22 protein-coding genes are annotated in these 19,663 nt (G+C 68.4%); 11 read left to right on the top strand and 11 right to left on the bottom strand.

What is annotated here, in order from left to right; genetic code table 11:
• Positions 1-19 precede the first annotated feature (19 nt).
• Positions 20-646 (top strand): TetR/AcrR family transcriptional regulator, encoded by a 627-nt coding sequence (locus P1K88_RS15760; RefSeq protein ID WP_276411173.1) that lies wholly within the window; start codon positions 20-22, stop codon positions 644-646.
• A 16-nt stretch (positions 647-662) separates the two neighbouring features.
• Here the strand turns inward: P1K88_RS15760 and P1K88_RS15755 are convergent, their stop codons facing one another.
• Positions 663-920: a DUF8028 family protein gene (locus tag P1K88_RS15755; RefSeq protein ID WP_276411172.1), complete on the bottom strand. Its 258-nt coding sequence runs from the start codon at positions 918-920 to the stop codon at positions 663-665.
• 393 nt (positions 921-1,313) lie between these two features.
• On the opposite strand from P1K88_RS15755, the gene P1K88_RS15750 reads away from it, so the two are divergent.
• Entirely contained in the window at positions 1,314-2,150 is an 837-nt protein-coding gene (locus P1K88_RS15750; RefSeq protein WP_276411171.1) for a sulfite exporter TauE/SafE family protein, read from the top strand.
• Positions 2,151-2,168: 18 nt separating this feature from the next.
• On the opposite strand, the gene P1K88_RS15745 is transcribed toward P1K88_RS15750, so the two are convergent.
• The gene (locus P1K88_RS15745; protein WP_276411170.1) at positions 2,169-2,744 is read right to left on the bottom strand and encodes a response regulator; all 576 of its coding nucleotides are present in this window, start codon (positions 2,742-2,744) and stop codon (positions 2,169-2,171) included.
• 140 nt (positions 2,745-2,884) lie between these two features.
• Here P1K88_RS15745 and P1K88_RS15740 point away from each other — a divergent pair, with 140 nt between their 5' ends.
• Positions 2,885-3,172, top strand: a complete 288-nt coding sequence (locus P1K88_RS15740) for a DUF8006 family protein (protein WP_276411169.1) — start codon at positions 2,885-2,887, stop codon at positions 3,170-3,172.
• On the opposite strand, the gene P1K88_RS15735 is transcribed toward P1K88_RS15740, so the two are convergent.
• A complete protein-coding gene (locus P1K88_RS15735) occupies positions 3,169-4,020 on the bottom strand; it encodes an NAD(+)/NADH kinase (RefSeq protein ID WP_276411168.1) in 852 nt (283 codons plus the stop codon). The genes P1K88_RS15740 and P1K88_RS15735 overlap by 4 nt on opposite strands.
• 105 nt (positions 4,021-4,125) lie before the next feature.
• Between P1K88_RS15735 and P1K88_RS15730 the strand changes: the two genes are divergently transcribed.
• On the top strand, positions 4,126-5,229 hold the full coding sequence (locus P1K88_RS15730) for a KaiC domain-containing protein (protein WP_379786722.1): 1,104 nt from the start codon (positions 4,126-4,128) through the stop codon (positions 5,227-5,229).
• Positions 5,230-5,283: 54 nt separating this feature from the next.
• On the top strand, positions 5,284-5,727 hold the full coding sequence (locus P1K88_RS15725; RefSeq protein ID WP_276411166.1) for a universal stress protein: 444 nt from the start codon (positions 5,284-5,286) through the stop codon (positions 5,725-5,727).
• Between the two features lie 2 nt (positions 5,728-5,729).
• Here P1K88_RS15725 and P1K88_RS15720 read toward each other — a convergent pair whose 3' ends face one another.
• Positions 5,730-6,161: a universal stress protein gene (locus tag P1K88_RS15720; protein WP_276411165.1), complete on the bottom strand. Its 432-nt coding sequence runs from the start codon at positions 6,159-6,161 to the stop codon at positions 5,730-5,732.
• Between the two features lie 154 nt (positions 6,162-6,315).
• Here P1K88_RS15720 and P1K88_RS15715 point away from each other — a divergent pair, with 154 nt between their 5' ends.
• Entirely contained in the window at positions 6,316-7,707 is a 1,392-nt protein-coding gene (locus P1K88_RS15715; protein WP_276411164.1) for a protein kinase family protein, read from the top strand.
• 3 nt (positions 7,708-7,710) lie between these two features.
• Here P1K88_RS15715 and P1K88_RS15710 read toward each other — a convergent pair whose 3' ends face one another.
• Positions 7,711-9,522 carry an ATP-binding protein gene (locus P1K88_RS15710; RefSeq protein ID WP_276411163.1) on the bottom strand — a complete coding sequence of 604 codons (1,812 nt, stop codon included), beginning with the start codon at positions 9,520-9,522 and terminating at the stop codon, positions 7,711-7,713.
• Positions 9,523-9,609: 87 nt separating this feature from the next.
• On the opposite strand from P1K88_RS15710, the gene P1K88_RS15705 reads away from it, so the two are divergent.
• Together P1K88_RS15705 and P1K88_RS15700 are read left to right on the top strand one after the other, a co-directional pair.
• Positions 9,610-10,401, top strand: a complete 792-nt coding sequence (locus P1K88_RS15705; protein ID WP_276411162.1) for an endonuclease/exonuclease/phosphatase family protein — start codon at positions 9,610-9,612, stop codon at positions 10,399-10,401.
• Between the two features lie 101 nt (positions 10,402-10,502).
• The gene (locus tag P1K88_RS15700) at positions 10,503-10,841 is read left to right on the top strand and encodes a DUF7113 family protein (RefSeq protein WP_276411161.1); all 339 of its coding nucleotides are present in this window, start codon (positions 10,503-10,505) and stop codon (positions 10,839-10,841) included.
• Between the two features lie 84 nt (positions 10,842-10,925).
• Here the strand turns inward: P1K88_RS15700 and P1K88_RS15695 are convergent, their stop codons facing one another.
• Positions 10,926-12,176, bottom strand: a complete 1,251-nt coding sequence (locus tag P1K88_RS15695) for a DNA double-strand break repair nuclease NurA (protein WP_276411160.1) — start codon at positions 12,174-12,176, stop codon at positions 10,926-10,928.
• Between the two features lie 123 nt (positions 12,177-12,299).
• Here P1K88_RS15695 and P1K88_RS15690 point away from each other — a divergent pair, with 123 nt between their 5' ends.
• Positions 12,300-13,217 carry a sodium:calcium antiporter gene (locus P1K88_RS15690; protein WP_276411159.1) on the top strand — a complete coding sequence of 306 codons (918 nt, stop codon included), beginning with the start codon at positions 12,300-12,302 and terminating at the stop codon, positions 13,215-13,217.
• On the opposite strand, the gene P1K88_RS15685 is transcribed toward P1K88_RS15690, so the two are convergent.
• The 5 genes from P1K88_RS15685 to P1K88_RS15665 all read right to left on the bottom strand — a co-directional run bounded on the left by P1K88_RS15685 (position 13,218) and on the right by P1K88_RS15665 (position 17,193).
• Entirely contained in the window at positions 13,218-13,610 is a 393-nt protein-coding gene (locus P1K88_RS15685; protein WP_276411158.1) for a DUF7522 family protein, read from the bottom strand.
• A gap of 107 nt (positions 13,611-13,717) precedes the next feature.
• Positions 13,718-14,959, bottom strand: coding sequence for an ornithine cyclodeaminase, nickel-pincer nucleotide-dependent (locus P1K88_RS15680; protein WP_276411157.1), 1,242 nt, complete (start codon positions 14,957-14,959; stop codon positions 13,718-13,720).
• A 151-nt stretch (positions 14,960-15,110) separates the two neighbouring features.
• On the bottom strand, positions 15,111-15,497 hold the full coding sequence (locus tag P1K88_RS15675; protein ID WP_276411156.1) for a hypothetical protein: 387 nt from the start codon (positions 15,495-15,497) through the stop codon (positions 15,111-15,113).
• Between the two features lie 73 nt (positions 15,498-15,570).
• Positions 15,571-16,284 (bottom strand): class I SAM-dependent methyltransferase, encoded by a 714-nt coding sequence (locus P1K88_RS15670; protein WP_276414158.1) that lies wholly within the window; start codon positions 16,282-16,284, stop codon positions 15,571-15,573.
• 24 nt (positions 16,285-16,308) lie between these two features.
• On the bottom strand, positions 16,309-17,193 hold the full coding sequence (locus tag P1K88_RS15665) for an aldo/keto reductase (RefSeq protein ID WP_276411155.1): 885 nt from the start codon (positions 17,191-17,193) through the stop codon (positions 16,309-16,311).
• 80 nt (positions 17,194-17,273) lie between these two features.
• Between P1K88_RS15665 and P1K88_RS15660 the strand changes: the two genes are divergently transcribed.
• Positions 17,274-18,020, top strand: coding sequence for an SOS response-associated peptidase (locus P1K88_RS15660; RefSeq protein WP_276411154.1), 747 nt, complete (start codon positions 17,274-17,276; stop codon positions 18,018-18,020).
• A gap of 143 nt (positions 18,021-18,163) precedes the next feature.
• Positions 18,164-19,654 (top strand): globin-coupled sensor protein, encoded by a 1,491-nt coding sequence (locus P1K88_RS15655; RefSeq protein WP_276414157.1) that lies wholly within the window; start codon positions 18,164-18,166, stop codon positions 19,652-19,654.
• The last annotated feature ends 9 nt before the right edge of the window (positions 19,655-19,663 follow it).

Genomic DNA, 19,663 nt, shown 5'->3' with positions numbered 1-19,663 from the left:
GAACGAATATTCGGTCGGGATGAGTGAAGGGTTACCGTTCGCTGGCGAACCGGCCGATTCTCACGAGGCGATCATGCGAGCGACGTTCTGTGCCCTCCAGGAGCACGGCTACGCGGGCCTGTCCATCCAGCGCATCGCCGACCAGGCCGACCTCAGCAAGTCGACGTTCTACCACCACTTCGAGGACAAGGAGGACCTCCTGCTCTCGTTCGTGGAGTTCATGCTCGCCGAGTTCGACCGCGTCTTCCAGCTGGAATCGACCGGCGACCCGGCCGAGGACCTGCGGACGTATCTCGCCCTCATCACCGGCGACCACCCGGCCATCGCCGGCCGCCCCGAGGACGACGAGGTGCTCTCGACGTACCTCGAACTGCGCGCTCAGGCCATTCAAAACCCCGAGTTCCGGGCGAAGTTCACCGAGATGGACGAGGGCTTTGCCGCCCAGCTGGCCGACCTGCTGGCGGACGGTATCGAGGCCGGCGTCTTCGCCGACGTCGACCCGGACCAGACCGCCAGGTTCCTGCTGACGATAGCCGAAGGGAGCATCTTCAAGAACGCGACACGGACCGACGACCCCCTCCCGTCGCTCCAGGGTTCGATAGACCGGTACGTCGAACGCGAGATTCTCGCCGACCGGGCGGAGTAGTCCGTCGGTATCTGAGTCAGGGCTGGCCGCCGTAGCCACGGCCGAGGAGCAGGCCGGCCACGTTGAGGACGACGACGCCGAGGAGGACGAAAAGCGACTGCGCGTCGAGACCGCCAAAGAGCAGCAGTGGATACGCGAGAGGGGCCAGCACACCGACCCAGAAGCCGACGAACCGCAGGGGGCGGAGCGCGAGCGACTGGACGAGCGAGCGGACAGGGGCGTTCTCGTTGGGGACCGATTCGGCGGGTGATTCGAAGGGCGTGACACTAGACATATGTATCCTCCTCGAACACTGCTATGCCACGTACCCCGATATAAACCCCAGACCGTTACGGACAATTCGCATCCTTCGGGACGTTTTTCGACGGTGCAGGCGGTTCATTCCCCTCCTTTCACGGGACGCTAAAACGTTTCGAGCGGGCGTTTTACGTTTTATCCGACGTTCTCTGTCTGTCTCGCAACTCGCGGGCGGCGCCGCTGGCGCGAGGCGTCGACACGTGGGCCGGGACCGGGCAACCAGGGCCGTCGGTCCGGGAATCCGAGGTCGGTGGCCCGCCGCCAGCGGCGGTAGGGATACTATACGTAATCTACTTACCACACGTAACTTTATGCGCGAGGGAGCTGAAGCGGCTCACATGGCCGGAGACGATCGGCAGGTGGAGGCGAGGTGGCACAGTTTCGCGGGGTCGGGACGATGACGGCGCTGTTCGGTGGGGTTCCGCCGGCGCTGGTCGGTACCATCTTCGCCGTCGTCTTCGTGGGCGGACTGGTCAAAGGGACCGCCGGCTTCGGATACGCCATCGTGAGCACGGCCGTCCTCGCCGCGCTCGTCTCGCCGGCGGTGGCGGTCGTCGTGATGATCCTCCCGACGCTGGTCGCGAACGTCCGTCTGCTCGGTGAACTCGACCGCACTGACCTGCGGACCTGTCTGGTGCGGTTCTGGCCCTACGTGGTCGCGGCCGGTGCCGGGACGGTGGTCGGGATGGCGCTGCTGGGGCACATTCCGCGTCCGGTGCTCGCGCTGTTTCTCGGCGTGTTCACGTTGGGCTACGTCGCGGTGACCCAGGACCGCGTGCGCCTCCCCGGCGAGCGGTGGGTCCGCGACCGCTGTCTGCGCCCCGGGACGACGGCGAAAGTGGGCGTCGGCCTGGCCTCGGGGGTCGTCTTCGGGGCGAGCAACGTCGCCGTCCAGGTCGTCGCCTACCTCGACAGTCTGAACCTCGACCGTTCGACGTTCGTCGGCGTCCTGGCGATGATACTCGTCGGCATCTCGGCGCTCCGGCTCGGCCTCGCGTGGTCGCTTGGCCTGTTTACCGCCGGCGACACCGGCGCTGTCGCGCTCGTCGCGCTCTCTGGCGTCGGGGCCGTCCCCGGGCTGGTTGGCGTCACACTCGGCCAGCACCTCCGTCGACGACTCGAGGAGCGCTACGTCGGCCTGGGTGCGCTGGCGCTGCTGTCGCTCATCGGGGTGAAACTCACACTCGACGGCGTGACCGGCATCTAGGTCGGGTGCCCCCGCGTGTCAGTTCGGGTGGCGGTCGATCTCCTTGAACGCGGCGTCGACGTCGCGAAACTCCGATAGCGCCTCGTCCATCTCGGTTTTCAGCGCCTCGGCGCGCGCCTTCAGCGACCCGATGTCCTCGTTCTCGTCCAGCGACTGGGCCGTCTTCTCGGCTTCCAGGAGGGTGAGTTTCGAGGTGACCTCGAGGTACTCGGCCATCCGGTCGTCGTATCGGCGGGCGGCCAGCTGCTGGTCGATGGCGGCCACCAGGTCGTCCTTGTCGATGGGCTTGCAGAGGTAGTCGTCGAACGGCATATCGAGGATATCGAAGTCCGGGTCGACGGCCGTAATCATGATGACGCGCGTGTCGAGGTTCCGCTCGCGAATCTCGGCGAGTACCTCGTCGCCCGAGACGTCGGGCATCCGCCGGTCCAGCAGAATGACGTCGACGTCCTCGCCGACCTTCTCTAGGGCTTCGGCCCCACCGTAGGCCGTCTCCGTCTGGTACTCGTTGCGGAGGCGCAGTGCGTAGACGTCGGCGACGTCCTTCTCGTCGTCGGCGACGAGTACCGTCGCGTCACTTGCTGACTCTGACACGGTTGCGTCTACTGTCACCGACGTATATAATATTTCGGCGCCAGGGCTCCGGAGTAGACACGCTGGCGGGGTCTGGACCGGCCACGTCCGGAGCGTAACGGAACTTTAAAGATTGCGTCAGGGTGAATTCTGACCTACGAATGCTCGCGCTACCGCTCCAGGTCATCGACAGCTTTTTGCTGCAATACACCATCGGTGATATCCTCCTGTTCGGGTTCGTGCTCGGCGCCATCGGCATCCTGCCGACGCGCTCGCTCCGGATGCTCGGGCTCCACACCATCGCCATCGGGGTCATTCTGTTGTTGACGCCAGCGGCGGCGATGGAACCGAACGCCGGGAGCGTCCTCGCGTCCTCGTTCCAGTACAAGCTGTTCGGTATCGTGTTGCTGGTCATCGCCCCGGTGCTTTTCGCCGTCGGCCGACGCTAACCCAGCTTGTTCAGTGCGGTGAAGAAATCGAGCGGTGGGCCGGCCAGCCGGACCGGTTCGCTCCCGCGCGAGAGTGTCACGCGTTCCGGCGGCGTTATCTCTTCTCTGATACGGCCGTCGCTCACCACTACGGCACGCGGTGCGTCGTCCACGGTGACGGTCACGTCGCTGTCCGTGCCGACGACCAGGGGCGGCATCGGCTCCTCGCCGGCCATCTCCGTCACGACGAGGCCGGCGACGTCCGGGTGGACGAGCGGGCCGCCCTCGCTGAGGTTGTAGGCGGTCGATCCCGTCGGCGTCGCGACCAGCACGCCGTCGGCGTGACCGCGGTTGTACTGGGACCCGTCGACGGTAATCTCGAACGTCGCGCCGCCGCCGCTGCCGCGGTGGCCGGCCTGGACCACCACCTCGTTGAGGGCGGGTGACAGGTTCCAGTCCGGGCCGCGGGCGCGCAGGCGCGGCACGGCCCTGGTCCGCGCGCTTCCGGTTTTCTGGATGTGTTCGACCTCCGCGACGACCGTCTCGACGGCCTCCTCCGGGGCGATGGCGTTCAGGAACCCGACCTCCCCGAGGTTCACGCCCATGATGGGCGTCGACCCGGCGCCGCGGGCCGCAAAGAGGAAGGTGCCGTCGCCGCCGATGCTGACCACCAGATCACACGCGTCCATCGCTTCGACGGGGGCGGTCGACGCGCCCGACCCGGTCCACACCTCGTGGTCGTGGAGGGCCGCCCCGGTCGTCTCGTCGACGACGACGGACGCGGACGCTTCCTCGAGGCGCGTTACCAGCGTCGCGGCCAGCGACACCGCCCTGTCGTTGTCGCGCTGTGCGACGATACCGACGCTCATTACGTGACCGTTCCGGCCCACCGATTATAAACCCTCTACGACGGGCTTATGGTGGTCCGGACGTGAACTCGTTCCTATGGGTCGCTGGCGTGGCCGGAGGTCGGGCTGATGAGCGACGAGAGCCCCGACGACGACTGGTTCGAACGGGCGTTCCGAGAGGACGAGGAGGCAGAATCGTCGGCCGACGACGACGGACCGTTTGCGAGTTCGACCGACGACACCGACGCCGAGTCTGACCAATCCGACAGTCCATTCGAGAGCGGCGACGGGGACAGCCCCTTCGACGACGCCGAGTCTGATCAATCCGACAGCCCCTTCGAGAGCGGCGACGGGGATAGTCCCTTCGGCGACAACGAAGACAGCGAGAGCCCGTTCGCCGACACCGGCGGCGACAGCTCGTTCGACGACGGCGGCGACGGCGGCGACGGCAGCCTGTTCGACGACGACTTCGCGAGCGAGTTCGGCACGGCCGGCGGGGGCGACGAGGAGTTCCAGGACGAGGACTTCGACTCGGACATCCCCCGAATCGATATCGGCATCGAGGGGCTCGACGGGATGATCCAGGGCGGGGTCCCGAAGCGCCACCTCATCGTCGCCATCGGCTCGGCCGGGACGGGCAAGACGACGTTCGGCCTGCAGTTTCTCCACCACGGTCTGGAGGTCGGCGACACCTGCATCTTCATCACGCTCGAGCAGTCCTACCGGAGCATCATCGACACCGCCGACGACCGGGGGTGGGGGTTCCGCGAGTACGAGGACGACGACAGACTGGCGGTCATCGACCTCGACCCGGTGGAGATGGCAAACAGCCTCGACAACATCCGCAACGAACTGCCCGCCCTCATCGAGGACTTCGACGCGGACCGGCTGGTGCTCGACTCGGTGTCCCTGCTCGAGATGATGTACGACCAGCCGGCCAAACGCAGGACCGAGGTGTTCGACTTCACCCGATCGCTGAAGGAGGCGGGCGTCACGACGATGCTCACCTCCGAGGCCAGCGAGGACAACCCCTACGCCTCCAGACACGGCATCATCGAGTACCTGACCGACGCCGTGTTCGTCCTGCAGTACGTGCGCGGGTCGACCCAGGAGACCCGTCTGGCCGTCGAGATTCAGAAGATACGGAACGCCAATCACTCCCGGGAGACCAAACCCTACGAGATAACGAGGGACGGCATCTCCGTCTACCAGCAGGCCAACATCTTCTGAGGGCGACGCGGCCGATTCGTCAACACTTAATTGACGACCCGAGAAGCCCCCGGTATGGTTCTACTCGTCCCCTTCGACGGGTCGTCTCTCTCGAAAGCGGCACTGGAACGCGCCGCGGAGTTCAGCGACTACCGCGGGGAGGAAGTCGTCGTGCTGAGCGTCATCCCCGACTCGGTGGAACTCGCACTCGAGCGGGACTGGCTCGACCCCGAGGAGACCTTCGACATCGACAAGATAGCCGAGAAGCTCGAAGGGCAAGCTGCCGAGATCGCTCCGAAGGCTCGCTTTCGCGCCGAGATTCCGGAGAACGTCAGCTCGATGGCGTCGAACACGACCGACGTGGTCCGGACCATCCGGACCGTCGCCAACGGGGAGGACGCCTCCATCATCTTCATCGGCAGCGAGAACGCCGGGCGCGTCTCGACGCCGGTGACCAGCGTCGGCGCACCGGTCTCCGAGGACCCCCAGTACGACGTCCACATCGTCCGGCACGCGTAGGCCTACCTGATGACGGTCACCGGGACGGTCGCGCGCCGGACGACGAGTTCTGCGACGCTGCCCAGCAGGATGCGCGAGACGCCGGACCGGCCGTGGCTCCCCATCACGATCTGGTCGATGTCGTGGTCGGCGGCGTAGTCGACGATGGTCTGGGTGGGCCGGCCGACCTCGAGGACGCGCTCGACGTCCGTGACGCCGGCCTCGTAGGCGTCCTCCTCGAACTCGTCGAACAGCGCTTCGGCGCTTTCCTTCTGGTCCTCGTACCACTCCTCGGAGAAGGAGGGGACGGACGCCTGGGCGCTGTACCCGGCCTCGGCGGGGTTGATGACGTGCAACAGGACGACCGTCGACTCGGGGAACTCCGCTAAGACGTACGCCAGGGCGTCGGCCGCCTGTTCCGACCCGTCGACTGGTACGAGTATCCGCTTGCTCATGATATCAATGGACACCCCGTCGGGCTTGAATGTTCGCCTCGACGTCCGGGGCTGGCGTCCCTTCCTGCTCGACCAGCCGCGGTCGGCGCGAGGTCAGTCGCGCTGTCATGCCCGGAAATTATTTCTTCCCACGTGACAATTGTTGTGGACGATCATGGCTGGTGGGGACTCGATGGGCGGGGGGACAGCGGGCGGTGGTCCGGTCGAGCAGACCACAGGGGTCGCCCTCGAGCGGACCAGACCGCTCGAACTTCGTGAGGACGACGGGGAGTGGGTCCTCCGTGCCTACCGGGAGGGGCCGGCCACGCCCATCTCGACGCACGAGGCCCGAATCGGCGGGATGCGAGCGGGTCGGGAGACGATGGACGACGACGGTCACCCGTGTCTGCTCCAGTGGGACGCCACGGACCGCCTGGGCAACGTCTACTGGAACCCGCTGTACGAGCGGCTCGAGATCAGGTACGACGACCTGCTTGAGGCCTGGGTGGTCGTCCCGGCCGAGGGCCACGTCCTCTTCGAGACAGCCCCGGCGAAACAGCGGGCCTGCTCGCTGGGACGGTCAGTTCAGCACGCGTATCACTTCAAGCACCTCGAGGTGTACTCCCCCGACGACGAGCGCCAGCAGGTCGTCGACCACCGGTTCGTCGAGGACCCGCCCGCCGGACCCGCCCGCGCTGGCGCCGCGGACGACCCGGAGCAATCGATGGGCGGCGACGCCGGCCCCACCGACGGGTCGCCGGACGACGACTCGTCGACACCGGCACGCGTCCTCGACGCGGCCATCGCGGACCTCTCTGCGGTCACCGACGTCGACACGTCGGGCCCGGTCCACCGCTACCGGGCGACCGACGCGGACGACGAGCCGGTCGAGATAGCGACCCTGTCGCCGGCGTTCACCAGCGACCGGTCGGTGATGACCGCGTTCATGTCGGCGGTCACCGACTGGGAGACCGTCGCCGACGCGGCCCACGTCACGACGGTCCGCGACGTCGGCATCGGCCCGGCCCCGTGGGTCGCGTACTCCGCGGGCGACGGAACGCTCGGGGACCACGTCGCGGACCTCTCGATGCGCCAGCGACTCCGCGTCGTCTGTGACCTCGCGTCGGCGCTCGATATCGCGACGCGGTACGACCTCCCGCGACGGGGCGTCCGCCCGGAGACTGTCCGCCTCGTGGCACGCGACGACGAGATGCGGGGGACGCTGTCGGACTGGGGGCTCCAGTGGGCGGTGACCGATGCCGTCGGCGAGCAGCTGGTCACGCCCTACACGGCCCCCGAGCAGCTGGACGGCGAGACGACGCCGACGACGGGCACCTACCAGCTGGGCGCGCTCGCGTACCGGTTGCTCGTCGGCCGGGCGCCCTTCGAGGCGGACGTCGACCTGGCGGCGGCCATCCGGGAGGGCGACCTCACGCCGCCGGGCCAGGTCAACCAGGCCGCGTCGCCACTCGACGACGTGCTGACCCGGGCGATGGAGCCGGAGCCACGGGACCGGTTCACCAGCGCGACGGCGCTCCGGGACCGGCTGGTCGACGCGTTCCGGTAGCCGTCAGTCCCGGCCGTGGCGGGTCACGCATGTCGAGAGGCCGATGAGTTCGACGGGTTCCGAGTTGTCCGGCGAGTAGACGACCCGCTGGCCCTTCTCCATGTAGGGGACCTTCGACTCTAGGTTCGACGGGATGTTCACCGCCTTGATGGCGTCCTCGTCGCCCAGGTTCAGGACCATCGTCGTGTTTATCTGCTTGAAGACGGGGTCGGCGATGTCCTGGGGGTCCTGCGTGATGAGATACAGGCCGAGGCGCTCCTTGCGGCCCTGCTTTGCGGCCTCGGTGAACTTGCCGATGACCTTCCGGGCCTGGACGCTGTCGGCGTCGGTCAGGAAGTTGTGGGCCTCGTCCATCCCCACCACCAGCGGCGTCTCCTTGATGCGGTCGTAGGTCGGGTCGTTCGAGAGCTTCTGGTCGATGAGGAGGCTCGAGACGGCCAGCACCACCGTCGAGGCGGTCCGGGAGTCCGTGATGTGGTAGGTCGGGATGACGGTGAGGCCGCCGTCCCTGACCAGCTGGGGTATCTGGTCGGTGATTGGCCGGGCGTCCTGGTCGAAGACGGCGTCGAACCCGCGAACCCGGCGTTTGACGGCGTCGAAGGTGGCCTCGTGGACGTCGCCGGCCTCGTGGAGTTCCTCTTTCATCGCCGGGTCGGAGAGGAACGTCTTGAACTCGTCGTATGTCCCCTCCGACCCGTATTGGCGTCGGAACCGCGGGAGCAGCGTGTTGACGAGCGCGCCGTACTGGTTGTCGTTGAGCGCCGACCCGGCGATGAGCCACGGGTTCTCGTAGACCAGCGAGAACGGGACGGTGAACTCCACCTGTTCGGCGCCGTGGTGGCTGGCGCTGTAGTCCGCACCGGCGACCTTCGGGACGAACGCGATGGTATCGTCGTAGCCGCCGTGGGCGACCCCCTCGCGCTCGCAGCGGCGGGCGAACGCGTCGGTCATCGCCGGGTTGTCGTCGTGCATCTGGGCGTACTCGTCCTGGGGGTCGAACTGGACCACCGCGAGCTCGGGCGTGCGCCCGTCGCCCATCTCGTAGGTCCGGCCGAGGTACTGCCGGAGGACGTTCTTCGAGCTGTGGGTCTTGCCCGACCCGGTCCCGCCGGCGACGAGCGTGTGACGGAAGACGAGCGGGTCGCCGGCCTCGTAGTCGTCTTTCAGGCGGTAGTCGATGGTCGGGGGTTCGGCGGCCGTCCGGACCCTCTCGCCGCCGACCGAGAGGTGCCCGAGGAAGACGCCGTCCTCGGGAATCTTGAGCCCGGTCTTTATCTCGGTCTTGTCGGTGGCCTGCCGGACCACCGTCTCCGGCTTGGGCACGCGGTCGGTCATCCGGCGCTTGAGCTCGCCGTCATCGGTGTACAGCACCGCGACGGGGTCCAGTTCCGCGATGAACTTGAAGTCCTGTTCGTCGATGCCCTGCTCGCGCATCGCCCGGCGAGCGTGGATCTCGGTGGCGTCGTCGGCCCGGAACTCCTGGGCGTACTCCAGGGCGGTGATGCGACAAAAGAGGCGCTCGCCGTCGGGGTAGGGGACGAGCAGGTACGTGCCGATGCGGACCGCCGACCGGTTGGCGGCGGTGACGTAGGCCCGCAGACAGGTCTCGTCGGCCTCCTCGCTGATGCGGAGGCCGCCGGCCGCCGAGAGGACGCCAAGGCCGGCATCCGGGGTCGCGGGGTCGGTGTCCATCTGTTCGAACGTGTCGGCTGTCGTCGCTGTGGTGGCGGACTCACCGGCGGGGTCGCCATCGTCGGCCGGTTCCTCCCCGGCGTCGTCGGCGCTGAAGTCGGTGAAGTCCCCGAGATCGGACATACCGGGCCGGACGGCGCCGAGCGACAAACCGCTTTCCCCACCGGGGCGGAAGTGAAACCTTACCCCCCTGGGAACCGACCGCCCTGTATGGACGGGTTGCGGGTGATGACGTTCAACGTGCGCTACGACGCGGCCTCCGACGGGCGCGACGCCTGGTCCCACCGACGGCGCCTCGTCGCCAGTACCGTTCGGTTCCACGGGCCGGACGTGGTGGGCGTCCAGGAGGCGATGGCCCACCAGATGCGCGAACTGGAGGAGTTGCTGCCGGGGTACGACTGGGTTGGCGATCCCCGGGACTCCGTCGCGGCGGGCGGCGAACACACCGCCGTCGGGTTCCGTGCCGACCGGTTCGAGTGCGTATCGACGGAGACGTTCTGGCTCTCGGAGACGCCCGAGATGCCCGGCAGCGTGGGCTGGGACGCCCGCTACCCCCGCGTCGCCACCGACGCCCGCCTGCAGGACCGCCACTCGGGCCAGCACCTCTTCGTCCTGAACACCCACCTCGACCACGAGGGCGAACGGGCCCGCCGGGAGGGCGTCGAGCTCGTCCTCGACCGGTTCGACGCCGCCGTCGGGGCCGACCCCGGCCTGGTCATGGGCGATTTCAACTGCGTCGTCGGTGAACCGGCCCACGCCTACGCCGTCGACCACGAGCTCCCCGACGGGCGGCGCCTGTTTGACACCCGCGGCCTCGCGACCCACCGTCACGGCCCGACGACGACCCGGTCTGACTTCCACGACCTCCTCCCGGACATGGGCATCGACCACGTCTTCGTCACCGGCGAGTTCGACGTCGGCACGCACGCCGTCTGCACGGACCGGGACGACGACCACTACGCGTCGGACCACTTCCCGGTCGTCGTCGACTGCACGCTGTAGGGCCCGTCTGGTTCGTGTGGTGTGGTCCCGGGGCGCATGCACCGCGCGGACAAAACGGTTTCGGAGAGACCCTTTTGACGCTGGGAAGCCTACCGTCCGGTATGTTGCTCATCCGAGGAAACGCCGGCGGGACCGGCCTCACCGGGACCCTGTTCGAACCTGGCGAAGAGCCCCCGTCGTTCAAGGGGGCGCCCGACGAGGGGGCCCCGTACGTCTGGGTCTGTGACGCCTTCTACGAGGTCGAGAGCGGCGGAAGCACCCAGCAGATCGGCGACCGCGAGCTCAGAGTCGCCTTCGAGTCGCCGATGCCCCGCGGCTTCGAGACCCGCGAGGCCGCCATCGAGGCCGCCAAGGACCACGTCAGGACGCAGTTCGCCCGCGTCGGCGTCGACGCGGCCGACGTCGAGATAACGGTCCTCCAGACCAGCGAGGCCCACTGATAGTGACTGCTGTGAGTCAGTTCGGCATCGACCGCACGCAGTCGTGCGGTCGTGCCGGTAAACAGTCACAGCAATCACTATGAGTCAGAACGCTTCCGAGACCGCGCCCCACCGTTCGTCGTCGTACGCCTTCTCCCGGTCGGTGTCGAACTCCCGCTCGATGCGCCGGGCGAGCTCTTCGCTCCCCTGGCGGTCGATTCGCGCCAGTTCGTCGGCCTTGGCCACGGCCAGGGGCGGTCCCCGTTCGGCCGCCACGTCGTGGAGCACCTGCCTGGTCAGTCGCTCCCGGCGCTCGGGGTCTTCGGTGAACGCGTACGGGGCCTCGACGCGGAACACGAGGTCGGTCCGCGGGTCGTACAGGGCAAAGAAGGTCACCTCGTAGGCCTCGGGGTCGAGCGACCGCTCGACACCCAGCGCGTCACCCCCGGCAGCCATCACGCCGTCGGTCCCGCCCCGCGAGACGAACCAGTTGGTGAAGGTCAGACAGTCCCGGGCGAGGTCCCCGTCGTCGGTCCGGCGTTCCAGCACACGACGGAAGAAGGATGCGTCGTCGACCCACGGGGCCGCCGTCTTGCGCCGGACGGCCCGAGTGAGCGTCTTCGCGGCGGAGTTCTTGACGAACCCGACCAGCGGGACGTCCCGTTCGACGAACCGTTCGACGAGCTCGACGTAGTTGCCCACGACGGTCTTCGGCCGGTCGTCCTCGGCGAGCAGGTCCGCCAGCTCCGCGTCGCGCTCGGCCCACCGGAGGAGTCCCGTCGGGTAGATGGGCCCGTCGAGGACGAACAGGTCCTCGACGACGTCAGCGTTCGTCAGGGCGTGCTGGCTCTCGGCCAAGTACAGCGCCAGCGCGTGGACGACCCGCTGTTCGTACCGGTCGACCTGTGGCACCTCCAGCACCCGGCGGCGGGCGAAACCCCGGTCGTCGGCCCGCCAGTCGCCGTCGAACTGCACCGTCGAGTCGTTCGTGTGGACGGCCATGATGATGGTCCGGGCCCGGTGCAGGTCCACGTCCGAGGGGACGGCGCTCATCGCGGCCTGTGCAACGTCTAAGACGAGGCCGTTCTTGAAGGTCGTCGGGTTGATGGTCCCCGAATCGAGACCGTGCTGGGTGGGGAACGGGGGGTCCTCCAGCGCGACGTCCTCGATGGGCACCTTCCGGCGTCGCTGGTCCTCGAGCGGCGCCAGCACCTTCGCCCCGTCCGCCCAGAGCGGGTCCAGGAAGTGCTCCCAGACGTCCTCGGCGACGGCTCCCTGGTCGCTCGTCTCGACGGTCCTGCCCACCTGACCGGCCAGTTCGGCGATGCCGTCGACGTGGACCGGGTCGAGTGTCATGTCCGTGGATTCGCCGGGCGTGGCATAACTCTGGTGGGGCACAACAGTTAGGGGCTTGCTGGCGGTAGGCCAGCACGTGTCGCCCCGTCGGAACCCGTCCCAGTCCGTGCCGAGGTGTCGCTGATGGTCCTGTTCGACGTCCTCTTTGTCGCCGTGGCCGTCGTGGCGCTGTGGTTCGGTGCCGACCAGTTCGTCACGGGCGCCGCGCGCGTCGCGAAACGCCTCGGCGTCCCGGGCCTGATCATCGGGCTCACTGTCGTCGCCTTCGGGACCTCCGCCCCCGAGTTCGCGGTCACCTTGGACGCCGCGTTCGCCGGCCGCCCGGACATCTCCGTCGCCAACGTCGTCGGGTCCAACCTCCTCAATCTCGGGTTCATCCTCGGCGGCGTCGCGCTCGTCCAGGCGCTGGCCACCTCCCGGACGCTCGTCCGCCGGGACGCGCTCTTGCTCATCGTCGCGACGGGGCTCCTGCTCGCGCTCGTCGCCGACGGCCGCCTGAGCCGCCCGGAGGGCGCGCTCCTCTTTGCGATGCTGGTGGGCTATCTCGTCGTGCTCGTGCGCCTCGGGAGCGAACGCGTCACGGCGCCGCCGGACGGGTCGTTCGGGTGGCTCGACGGCGGCCGCCTGGTCGGTGGCCTGGCGCTGGTCGTCGGCGGCGGCCACCTGCTCGTCATCTCGGCGGTGGACATCGCTCAGGCCGTCGGCGTCTCGCAGTGGGTCATCGGGCTCACCGTCGTCGCCGCTGGCACGTCCCTCCCGGAGTTCGCCACTTCCCTGGCGGCGGCCAGACAGGGCCGGATGGGGCTCTCGGCCGGCAACCTCGTCGGGAGTTCGCTGTTCAACGTCCTGGGCGTGCTCGGCCTGGCGGCGATAGTCCAACCGCTGCCCGTCGAGGCCGTCGGCGTCGAGTCGACGGCGTGGCTGCTCGGGACGGTGGTGCTGGTGGCGGTGCTGTTCTACACCGACGAGACGCTCACGCGCCTGGAGGGTGGGATACTGGTCGCGCTCAACGCCGCCAACTGGGCGCTGAACCTGCTGTGACTACTCCTTGCCGGACTCCTCGCGGAGCAGGCGCTGGACCGCCTCGGCGATCTCCTCGTAGGAACTCATCGAGAGGCCGTCCGTGGTGATGAGCACGCCCTGGCGTTCCGTTGTCACCCGGAGCAGATAGCCGTTCTCGAAGGCCCGCACGGTGAACTCGTACTCGCCGAGCTCGGAGTCCTGGTAGGCGTTCTTGGTCTGCTTGTAGCCCTGCCACTCGTGGCCGACGAACTCGTTCAAGTCGGCGTCGCGTTCGAGGTCCTCCCGCAGGTAGAGCTGCTCGAAGTTCGCCCGGGTGAAGTACGTCACAGAGCGCAGCGAGTCCCCGGTGGCCGTCCGGGCCGTCGTGACGATGCTGTCGGCGAGGTCCTCCGTGAGGATGTTCCGGGTCATGCCTGGACCGAGACGGTCCACCCTCTTAACGTCCCGGTTACCCCACCATTTTTCACACGTCGACCGGCCTGCCGGTCGACCGGCCGGAGGGGCGCAGTCGAGGAGTTTTACGGTGTGGCGCCGCGCTCGATGAGTTTGTCCGCCAGCATCGGGACGAACGTGCCGATGTCGGTGACCATCCCCACGGCCTGGGCGCTCCCGCGGTCGAGCAACTGCGTGACCGTCGCGGGGTTGATGTCGACACAGATGACCCGGGTCGTCGAGGGCAGGCAGTTGCCCACGGCGACCGAGTGCAGCAGCGTCGAGAGCATCAGCACCATGTCGGCCTCGTGGGCCTGCTCGCGGATGGCGTTCTGGGCCTCGACGGCGTCGGTGATCGTGTCGGGCAGCGGACCGTCGTCGCGGATCGACCCCGCGAGGACGAACGGGCGGTCGTTTTCGATACACTCGTACATCACGCCGGACTCGATGGTGCCCGATTCGACGGCGGCCGCGATAGAGCCCTCGCGGATGACCTCGCTGATGGCGTAGATGTGGTGCTTGTGGCCGTGGCGAGGGTGGTCGAGGCTCTCGGTGTCCATACCCAGCGAGGTGCCATAGAGGTCCCGTTCGATGTCGTGGACGGCGAAGCCGTTGCCGGCCGAGAGCATGTCGACGTACCCCTCGCGGACCAGCCGGGCGAGGTCCTCGCGGGCGCCCGTGTGGATGACCGCCGGCCCGCAGACGGCCAGAACCGTGCCGCCGTCACGCTTGGTCTCCCTGATGGCCGTCGCGATGTTCTCGATGGTCGTCTCCGAGGGACGCTCCGAGGAGACGCCGCCGCGCATGAACCCGAACGCCCCGCTGGAATCCCGGGGCCGCGACGGCGGTTCGACCCTGATGCCCGTCTCGCCGGTGACGATGCGGTCCCCCGCTTCGACGGCGTTGAGGACCGTCGTGTACGCGCGCGGCCTCCCGTCGCCGTCCTCGACGACGACCGCACAGTCCATCTCCATGTGTTCGACCGCGAGCCACTCGCCCTCGTAGCGGACGAACGTCGGGTGGTTGGTCGTCGAGTAGAAGCCCTCGGGCACGACCTGGTCGGCCGGCGCGGATTCGAGTTGCACGTCCTTGGGGTCCGCGGGGTTGGCCCCGTGCTGGTGGAGTTCGTGGACGATGGTCTGGAGCGTCGCCGCGTCCTCGGCCTCGACGAGCAGTCGCGCGTAGGACTCCTCGTCCTTGTGGCGGCCGATGTCGAACGCTTCGACGGAGAAAGAGCCGCCGAGGTCCATGACGATGCCGAAACAGGCACCCATCGTCCCGGAGTCGATGATGTGACCCTGGAGCTCGACCTCGCGTGAGACTGTCATACCCACAGTGAGGCGTCTCCAGGGTAAGACGGTTTGGGCGCCGGGCGAAACCGCAGGGCCACGACGACTCATAGTGATTGCTGTGACTGTTTACCGGTACGACCGCACGTAGTCGTGCGGTTGGTACCGAAATGACTCACAGCAGTCACTATCAGGTATCCTGGACCGACCGGTCGACGGTCCAGGAGACTCCCGCGTCGATAGCGTGAAGGCGGTCGTAGAACCGCCTGAGGCCGTCTGATTCCGTCGTGGGAAGCACGTGCAGCCGGACGGTGCCGTCGCGCACGGAGACCCGGAACACGTCTGTCGTCTCCTCGTCGCGGACCAGCCACAGCGGCATCGGCAGGTCGTGGAAGTCGCCGTAGCGGTACGGCCCGTCGGCGAGGATGTCGGCGACGACGGCGGCGAGGGCAGCCGTGGACTGCTCGCTGTTCGGGACGAGCTCGAACGTCGTGCCGCCCTCGTACTCGACGCCGCTCCCGTGGGGGAAGCGCCGCTCCGGGCGTCGCGGAATCGAGAAGGACGGCTCCGACGTCATGGGGCTGTGTGCCACGCTACGGCGCCATGTAATTTAAACTCGCGGGCGGACCCGCTCTGCCGGGGTCGCCCGGCTACTCGGCCCGCCCGAACGCGAGGCTGTACATCCGCCCGGCGGACGCCGCGCCGACGTCCGCGGCGACGCGCTCGGCCTCCCGTTCGAGCGGGGTCGCCAGTTCTTCCCGCAACCGGCCCGCCGCCTCGCTGGCCGTTCGGGCGTGGGCCGACAGGTGGCTCTCGGTCCAGGGGACCGGGTCCAGCAGCGTCCGCTCCCGGTCGAACGTCCAGCCGTGCCCTCCGAAGACACGCCTGAGCAACGCCGGCGGGTAGAAGGTCAGCGCCGGTCGGCCGTCGGCGAGCTCGCTCGCGGCGTTCTCGACGGCAAAGAGGCGCCGCACCGCCGCGTCGTCGGGGAGGGGGGCGTAGTCGTCGACGACGAGGTGACTCCCGGGCGCGGCGACCCGCGCGAGTTCCGCTGCGACAGCCTCCAGCGCGGCGGGGCCGAGGAGATTACAGAGCCCGTGTGCGGTGACCAGATCCACCGAATCCGGGCGGAGCGGCGTCGCCCGGAGGTCGGCCCGGATGACCTCGAGCCGGTCGTCCTCGCCGCAGCGCCGCCGGACGGCCGCCGCGTGGTCGGCGGCGTCGGTGACGGCGTAGACGCGGCGTGCGCCCGCCTCGAGCAGGCCGGCCGTCGCGTTGCCGACGCCAGCCCCGGCCTCCAGGCAGACGCGGCCCTGGACCGGCCGGTCGGCGAGTGCGGCCCTGACCGTCTCGGGGACGCCGATCCCCGGTGTCACCCCGGGCACGGGTCAGTGGTGGAGTTGCTCGGGCACGGGGCTGTCGTCGTGGCGGGCCGCCTCCACGACGGACCGCTGGGTGGCCTCGTCCATCCCGTCGGAGCGGTCGGCGGCGTCGAGCACCATCGAGACCAGCTTCGGGTCGCCCGGCGAGACCACGCTGGTCAGGCCCCTGGCGGCCGCGAAGTCGAAGCGCTCGCGTATCTCGTCGGGCCGCGCGACCGGTTCGTACCAGTTCGCGAACGGTCGGTCCTCCTCGTAGCGCTCGGACTCGGGGGGCCACGGCCCCTTCGCGAAGGCCTTGATGCCGAGCGTGCCGACGTCGTTCGCCTCGGCGAGTTCGAGCACGCCCTCGTAATCGTGTTCGGCGTCGTCCTTCGCGGCGACGACGGGGTTCAGCGGGAACATCACCGTCTCCAGGTCGTCGATGCGCTCGATGGCCGCCTTGATGAGGTCCGGGTCGCCGTGGCTCGTCAGGCCGATGTGGTCGACGAGCCCCTCCTCCTTGGCGTCGCGGAAGGCCGCCAGGGCGCCGTCCTCGGCGGTGATCTCCTCGAGTTCCGACTCGTACTCGAGGCCGTGGACCTGGTAGAGGTCGATCTTCTCGATGCCCATGCGGTTGAGCGACAGGTCCAGCTTCCGACGGGCGCCGTCGTAGTCGCGCTCCTGGGTCTTACAGCCCAGGAAGACGTCGTCGCGGTACTGGCGAAGCTTCGGGCCGAGTTTCAGCTCCGCGTCGCCGTAGGTCGGCGCGACGTCGAAGTGGTTGACGCCGTAGTCCAGCACGTGCTCGACCATCTGGTTGGCCCCCTCTTGCTCGAGCCAGTTCAGGGCGATGGTGCCGAAGGTCATGACGGTGCTCTCGTGTTCGGTCGCACCGAGTGGGCGGGTCTCCATGGCTGGAAGGTCGACCCGGACGCGCAAAAACTGTTGGTCCACGGCGTGGGTTTTTGCTCCTCGCGCCACTCTCCTCGCCTATGTGTGGCCGCTACAGCCTCTTCGCCCCGCCCGCCGACGTCGAGGCGCGGTTCGACGCCACGTTCGACTTCGACTTCGAACCCCGGTACAACGCGGCACCGAGCCAGTCGCTGCCCGTCGTCGCCAGCGAAGCCGACGACACCATCCAGCGCATGGCGTGGGGTCTCGTCCCGTCGTGGGCCGAGGACCGTTCGTCCCACGGCTACATCAACGCTCGCGCGGAGACCCTCTCGCGAAAGCGGTCGTTCGCCGACGCCTACGAGTCCCGGCGCTGTCTGGTCCCCGCCGACGGCTTCTACGAGTGGGTCGAGCGGGCGGAACCACGTTCCGCCGACGGGGGAGCGACGACGCCGCGAGACGACGGCGGGAAACAGCCCTACCGCGTCTGTCTCCCCGACGACGCGCTGTTCGCGATGGCCGGGCTCTACGAGCGGTGGGAACCGCCACGCCGCCAGACCGGCCTGGGCGAGTTCGGCGGGAGCGGCGCGGATGGCGGCCAGGACGACGTCGTGGAGACGTTCACCATCGTCACTACCGAGCCAAACGAGACGGTCGCCGACCTGCACCACCGGATGGCCGTCGTCCTGGACCCGGACGAGGAGGGGACCTGGCTCCACGGGTCGGTCGACGAGGCGGCCCAGCTGCTGGACCCCTACGACGGTCCGATGCGCACCTACCCCGTCTCGACGGCGGTCAACAGCCCCGGCAACGACTCCCCGGCGGTTATCGAAGAGGTCGAACCCTGACCGCGTCCGTGGGGCGGGGCCGTGATAGCCCGTCGGGCCCACGGCTGGCTCTCAGCGGTTGATATACAGCCGGAAAGATTATCGCAGGGACTGGCGACTCGAGTGTATGACAGCCTACGCCGAGATGTTCGGACGGGGGGGGACTGAACCCCCAACTGGACGTCGATTCACTGCTCGCCGACATCGACCTGGACGCAGACGAGATCGCCTGGCGGAAGGAGTTCATCGGTTTCGACGAGGCCGACGCGGCGCGTCTCGCGGACCTGCGCCCGCTCTTCGAAGCAAACACCGGGGAAATCGCCGACGCCTTCTACGACAACCTCACGCAGTACCCGGACACCGTCGAGGTCATCGAACGGTCGCCGAAGGGCGTGGACGCGCTGAAGGAGACCCAGCAGGCCTACTTCGCGACCCTCGCGGCAGGCATCTACGACGAGTCGTACTTCCGGGACCGCGCCCGCATCGGCAAGCTCCACGACATGCTCGAGATGCCGATGAAACACTACGTCGGCCAGTACGGCGTCTACTACGACCTCGTCCTGCCGTTGCTCACCGACCGCCTCGCCGACGCCCTCACCGGCGGCCTGGCCGAGACCACCGGGAGCGACGCGTCGGGAGCGGACGACGTCGCGGCCGTCGTCGAGGAGCACGTCACGGCGTTCCGGGCGGAGCTGCTGTCGGTGCTGCGCATCATCAACCTCGACATGCAGGTGGTCGCGGACACCTACATCCACTCCTACAGCCAGAAGCTGTCCGAACAGGTCCAAGAGCGCGAGCGGCTGGCCGCCGAGGTCGAGGAGGACCTCCAGCGCCCCATCGACGAGCTCCGCCGGTCGGCCGACGACGTCGCGACCAGTTCACAGGAGATCGCCGAACTGACCGAGGACCAGTCCGAGCGCATCGACACCATCGCCACCGAGGTCTCGTCGATGAGCGCGACGGTCGAGGAGGTCGCAGCGAGCGCATCGGAGGTCGAGGGCAACAGCGACCGGGCCCGCTCGCTGGCCGACGACGGACAGGCCGCGGCCGACGAGGCGATGCGCGTCATGGACGACGTCGGCGAGGCGGTCGACGAGGTGGCCGCGGACGTCGACGGCCTCCAGACGCGGGTCGGGGAGATCGACTCCGTCGTCGAGGTCATCAACGACATCGCCGAGCAGACGAACATCCTGGCGCTGAACGCCTCCATCGAGGCCGCCCGCGCCGGGGAGGCCGGCAGCGGGTTCGCCGTCGTCGCGGACGAAGTGAAGTCACTCGCCGGCGAGTCACAGGAACGCGCCCAGGAGATCGAGGCGCTGGTCGCCGCTATCGAGGCCGACACCGACGAGACGGTCTCCAGCCTGGGCGAGACGACCGACCGGATAGAGCGGGGGGTCGCCCGTGTCGAGGACGCGATGGCGCTGCTGGACGACATCACGGAGGCCGTCCAGGAGACGGCCCAGGGCATCCGCGAGGTCGCTGAGGCCACCGACGACCAGGCAGCCTCCGCGGAGGAAGTCGCCAGCATGCTCGACGAACTCGTCGACCAGTCCGACACCGTCACGGCCGAAGTCGAGTCCATCGCCGCCGCGAACCAGCAGCAGGCGGCGACCGTCGATGAGATATCGACCGCCGCGCGACGGTTAGTCGAGTGAGGGCGTCGG

Origin of the sequence: Haloarcula halobia (assembly GCF_029338255.1) — an archaeon.
Classification (GTDB): domain Archaea; phylum Halobacteriota; class Halobacteria; order Halobacteriales; family Haloarculaceae; genus Haloarcula; species Haloarcula halobia.
The sequence above is the reverse complement of the archived record's forward strand: the minus strand, read 5'-3'. Positions and strand labels throughout refer to the sequence as shown.

Bases quoted from the DNA above. Each gene is read 5' to 3' on its own strand.
- P1K88_RS15760 (WP_276411173.1), top strand. From the start codon at position 20: ATGAGTGAAGGGTTACCGTTCGCTGGCGAACCGGCCGATTCTCACGAG.
- P1K88_RS15755 (WP_276411172.1), bottom strand. From the start codon at position 920: ATGTCTAGTGTCACGCCCTTCGAATCACCCGCCGAATCGGTCCCCAAC.
- P1K88_RS15740 (WP_276411169.1), top strand. From the start codon at position 2,885: ATGCTCGCGCTACCGCTCCAGGTCATCGACAGCTTTTTGCTGCAATAC.
- P1K88_RS15735 (WP_276411168.1), bottom strand. From the start codon at position 4,020: ATGAGCGTCGGTATCGTCGCACAGCGCGACAACGACAGGGCGGTGTCG.
- P1K88_RS15725 (WP_276411166.1), top strand. From the start codon at position 5,284: ATGGTTCTACTCGTCCCCTTCGACGGGTCGTCTCTCTCGAAAGCGGCA.
- P1K88_RS15720 (WP_276411165.1), bottom strand. From the start codon at position 6,161: ATGAGCAAGCGGATACTCGTACCAGTCGACGGGTCGGAACAGGCGGCC.
- P1K88_RS15715 (WP_276411164.1), top strand. From the start codon at position 6,316: ATGGCTGGTGGGGACTCGATGGGCGGGGGGACAGCGGGCGGTGGTCCG.
- P1K88_RS15710 (WP_276411163.1), bottom strand. From the start codon at position 9,522: ATGTCCGATCTCGGGGACTTCACCGACTTCAGCGCCGACGACGCCGGG.
- P1K88_RS15705 (WP_276411162.1), top strand. From the start codon at position 9,610: ATGGACGGGTTGCGGGTGATGACGTTCAACGTGCGCTACGACGCGGCC.
- P1K88_RS15700 (WP_276411161.1), top strand. From the start codon at position 10,503: ATGTTGCTCATCCGAGGAAACGCCGGCGGGACCGGCCTCACCGGGACC.
- P1K88_RS15695 (WP_276411160.1), bottom strand. From the start codon at position 12,176: ATGACACTCGACCCGGTCCACGTCGACGGCATCGCCGAACTGGCCGGT.
- P1K88_RS15690 (WP_276411159.1), top strand. From the start codon at position 12,300: ATGGTCCTGTTCGACGTCCTCTTTGTCGCCGTGGCCGTCGTGGCGCTG.
- P1K88_RS15685 (WP_276411158.1), bottom strand. From the start codon at position 13,610: ATGACCCGGAACATCCTCACGGAGGACCTCGCCGACAGCATCGTCACG.
- P1K88_RS15680 (WP_276411157.1), bottom strand. From the start codon at position 14,959: ATGACAGTCTCACGCGAGGTCGAGCTCCAGGGTCACATCATCGACTCC.
- P1K88_RS15675 (WP_276411156.1), bottom strand. From the start codon at position 15,497: ATGACGTCGGAGCCGTCCTTCTCGATTCCGCGACGCCCGGAGCGGCGC.
- P1K88_RS15665 (WP_276411155.1), bottom strand. From the start codon at position 17,193: ATGGAGACCCGCCCACTCGGTGCGACCGAACACGAGAGCACCGTCATG.
- P1K88_RS15660 (WP_276411154.1), top strand. From the start codon at position 17,274: ATGTGTGGCCGCTACAGCCTCTTCGCCCCGCCCGCCGACGTCGAGGCG.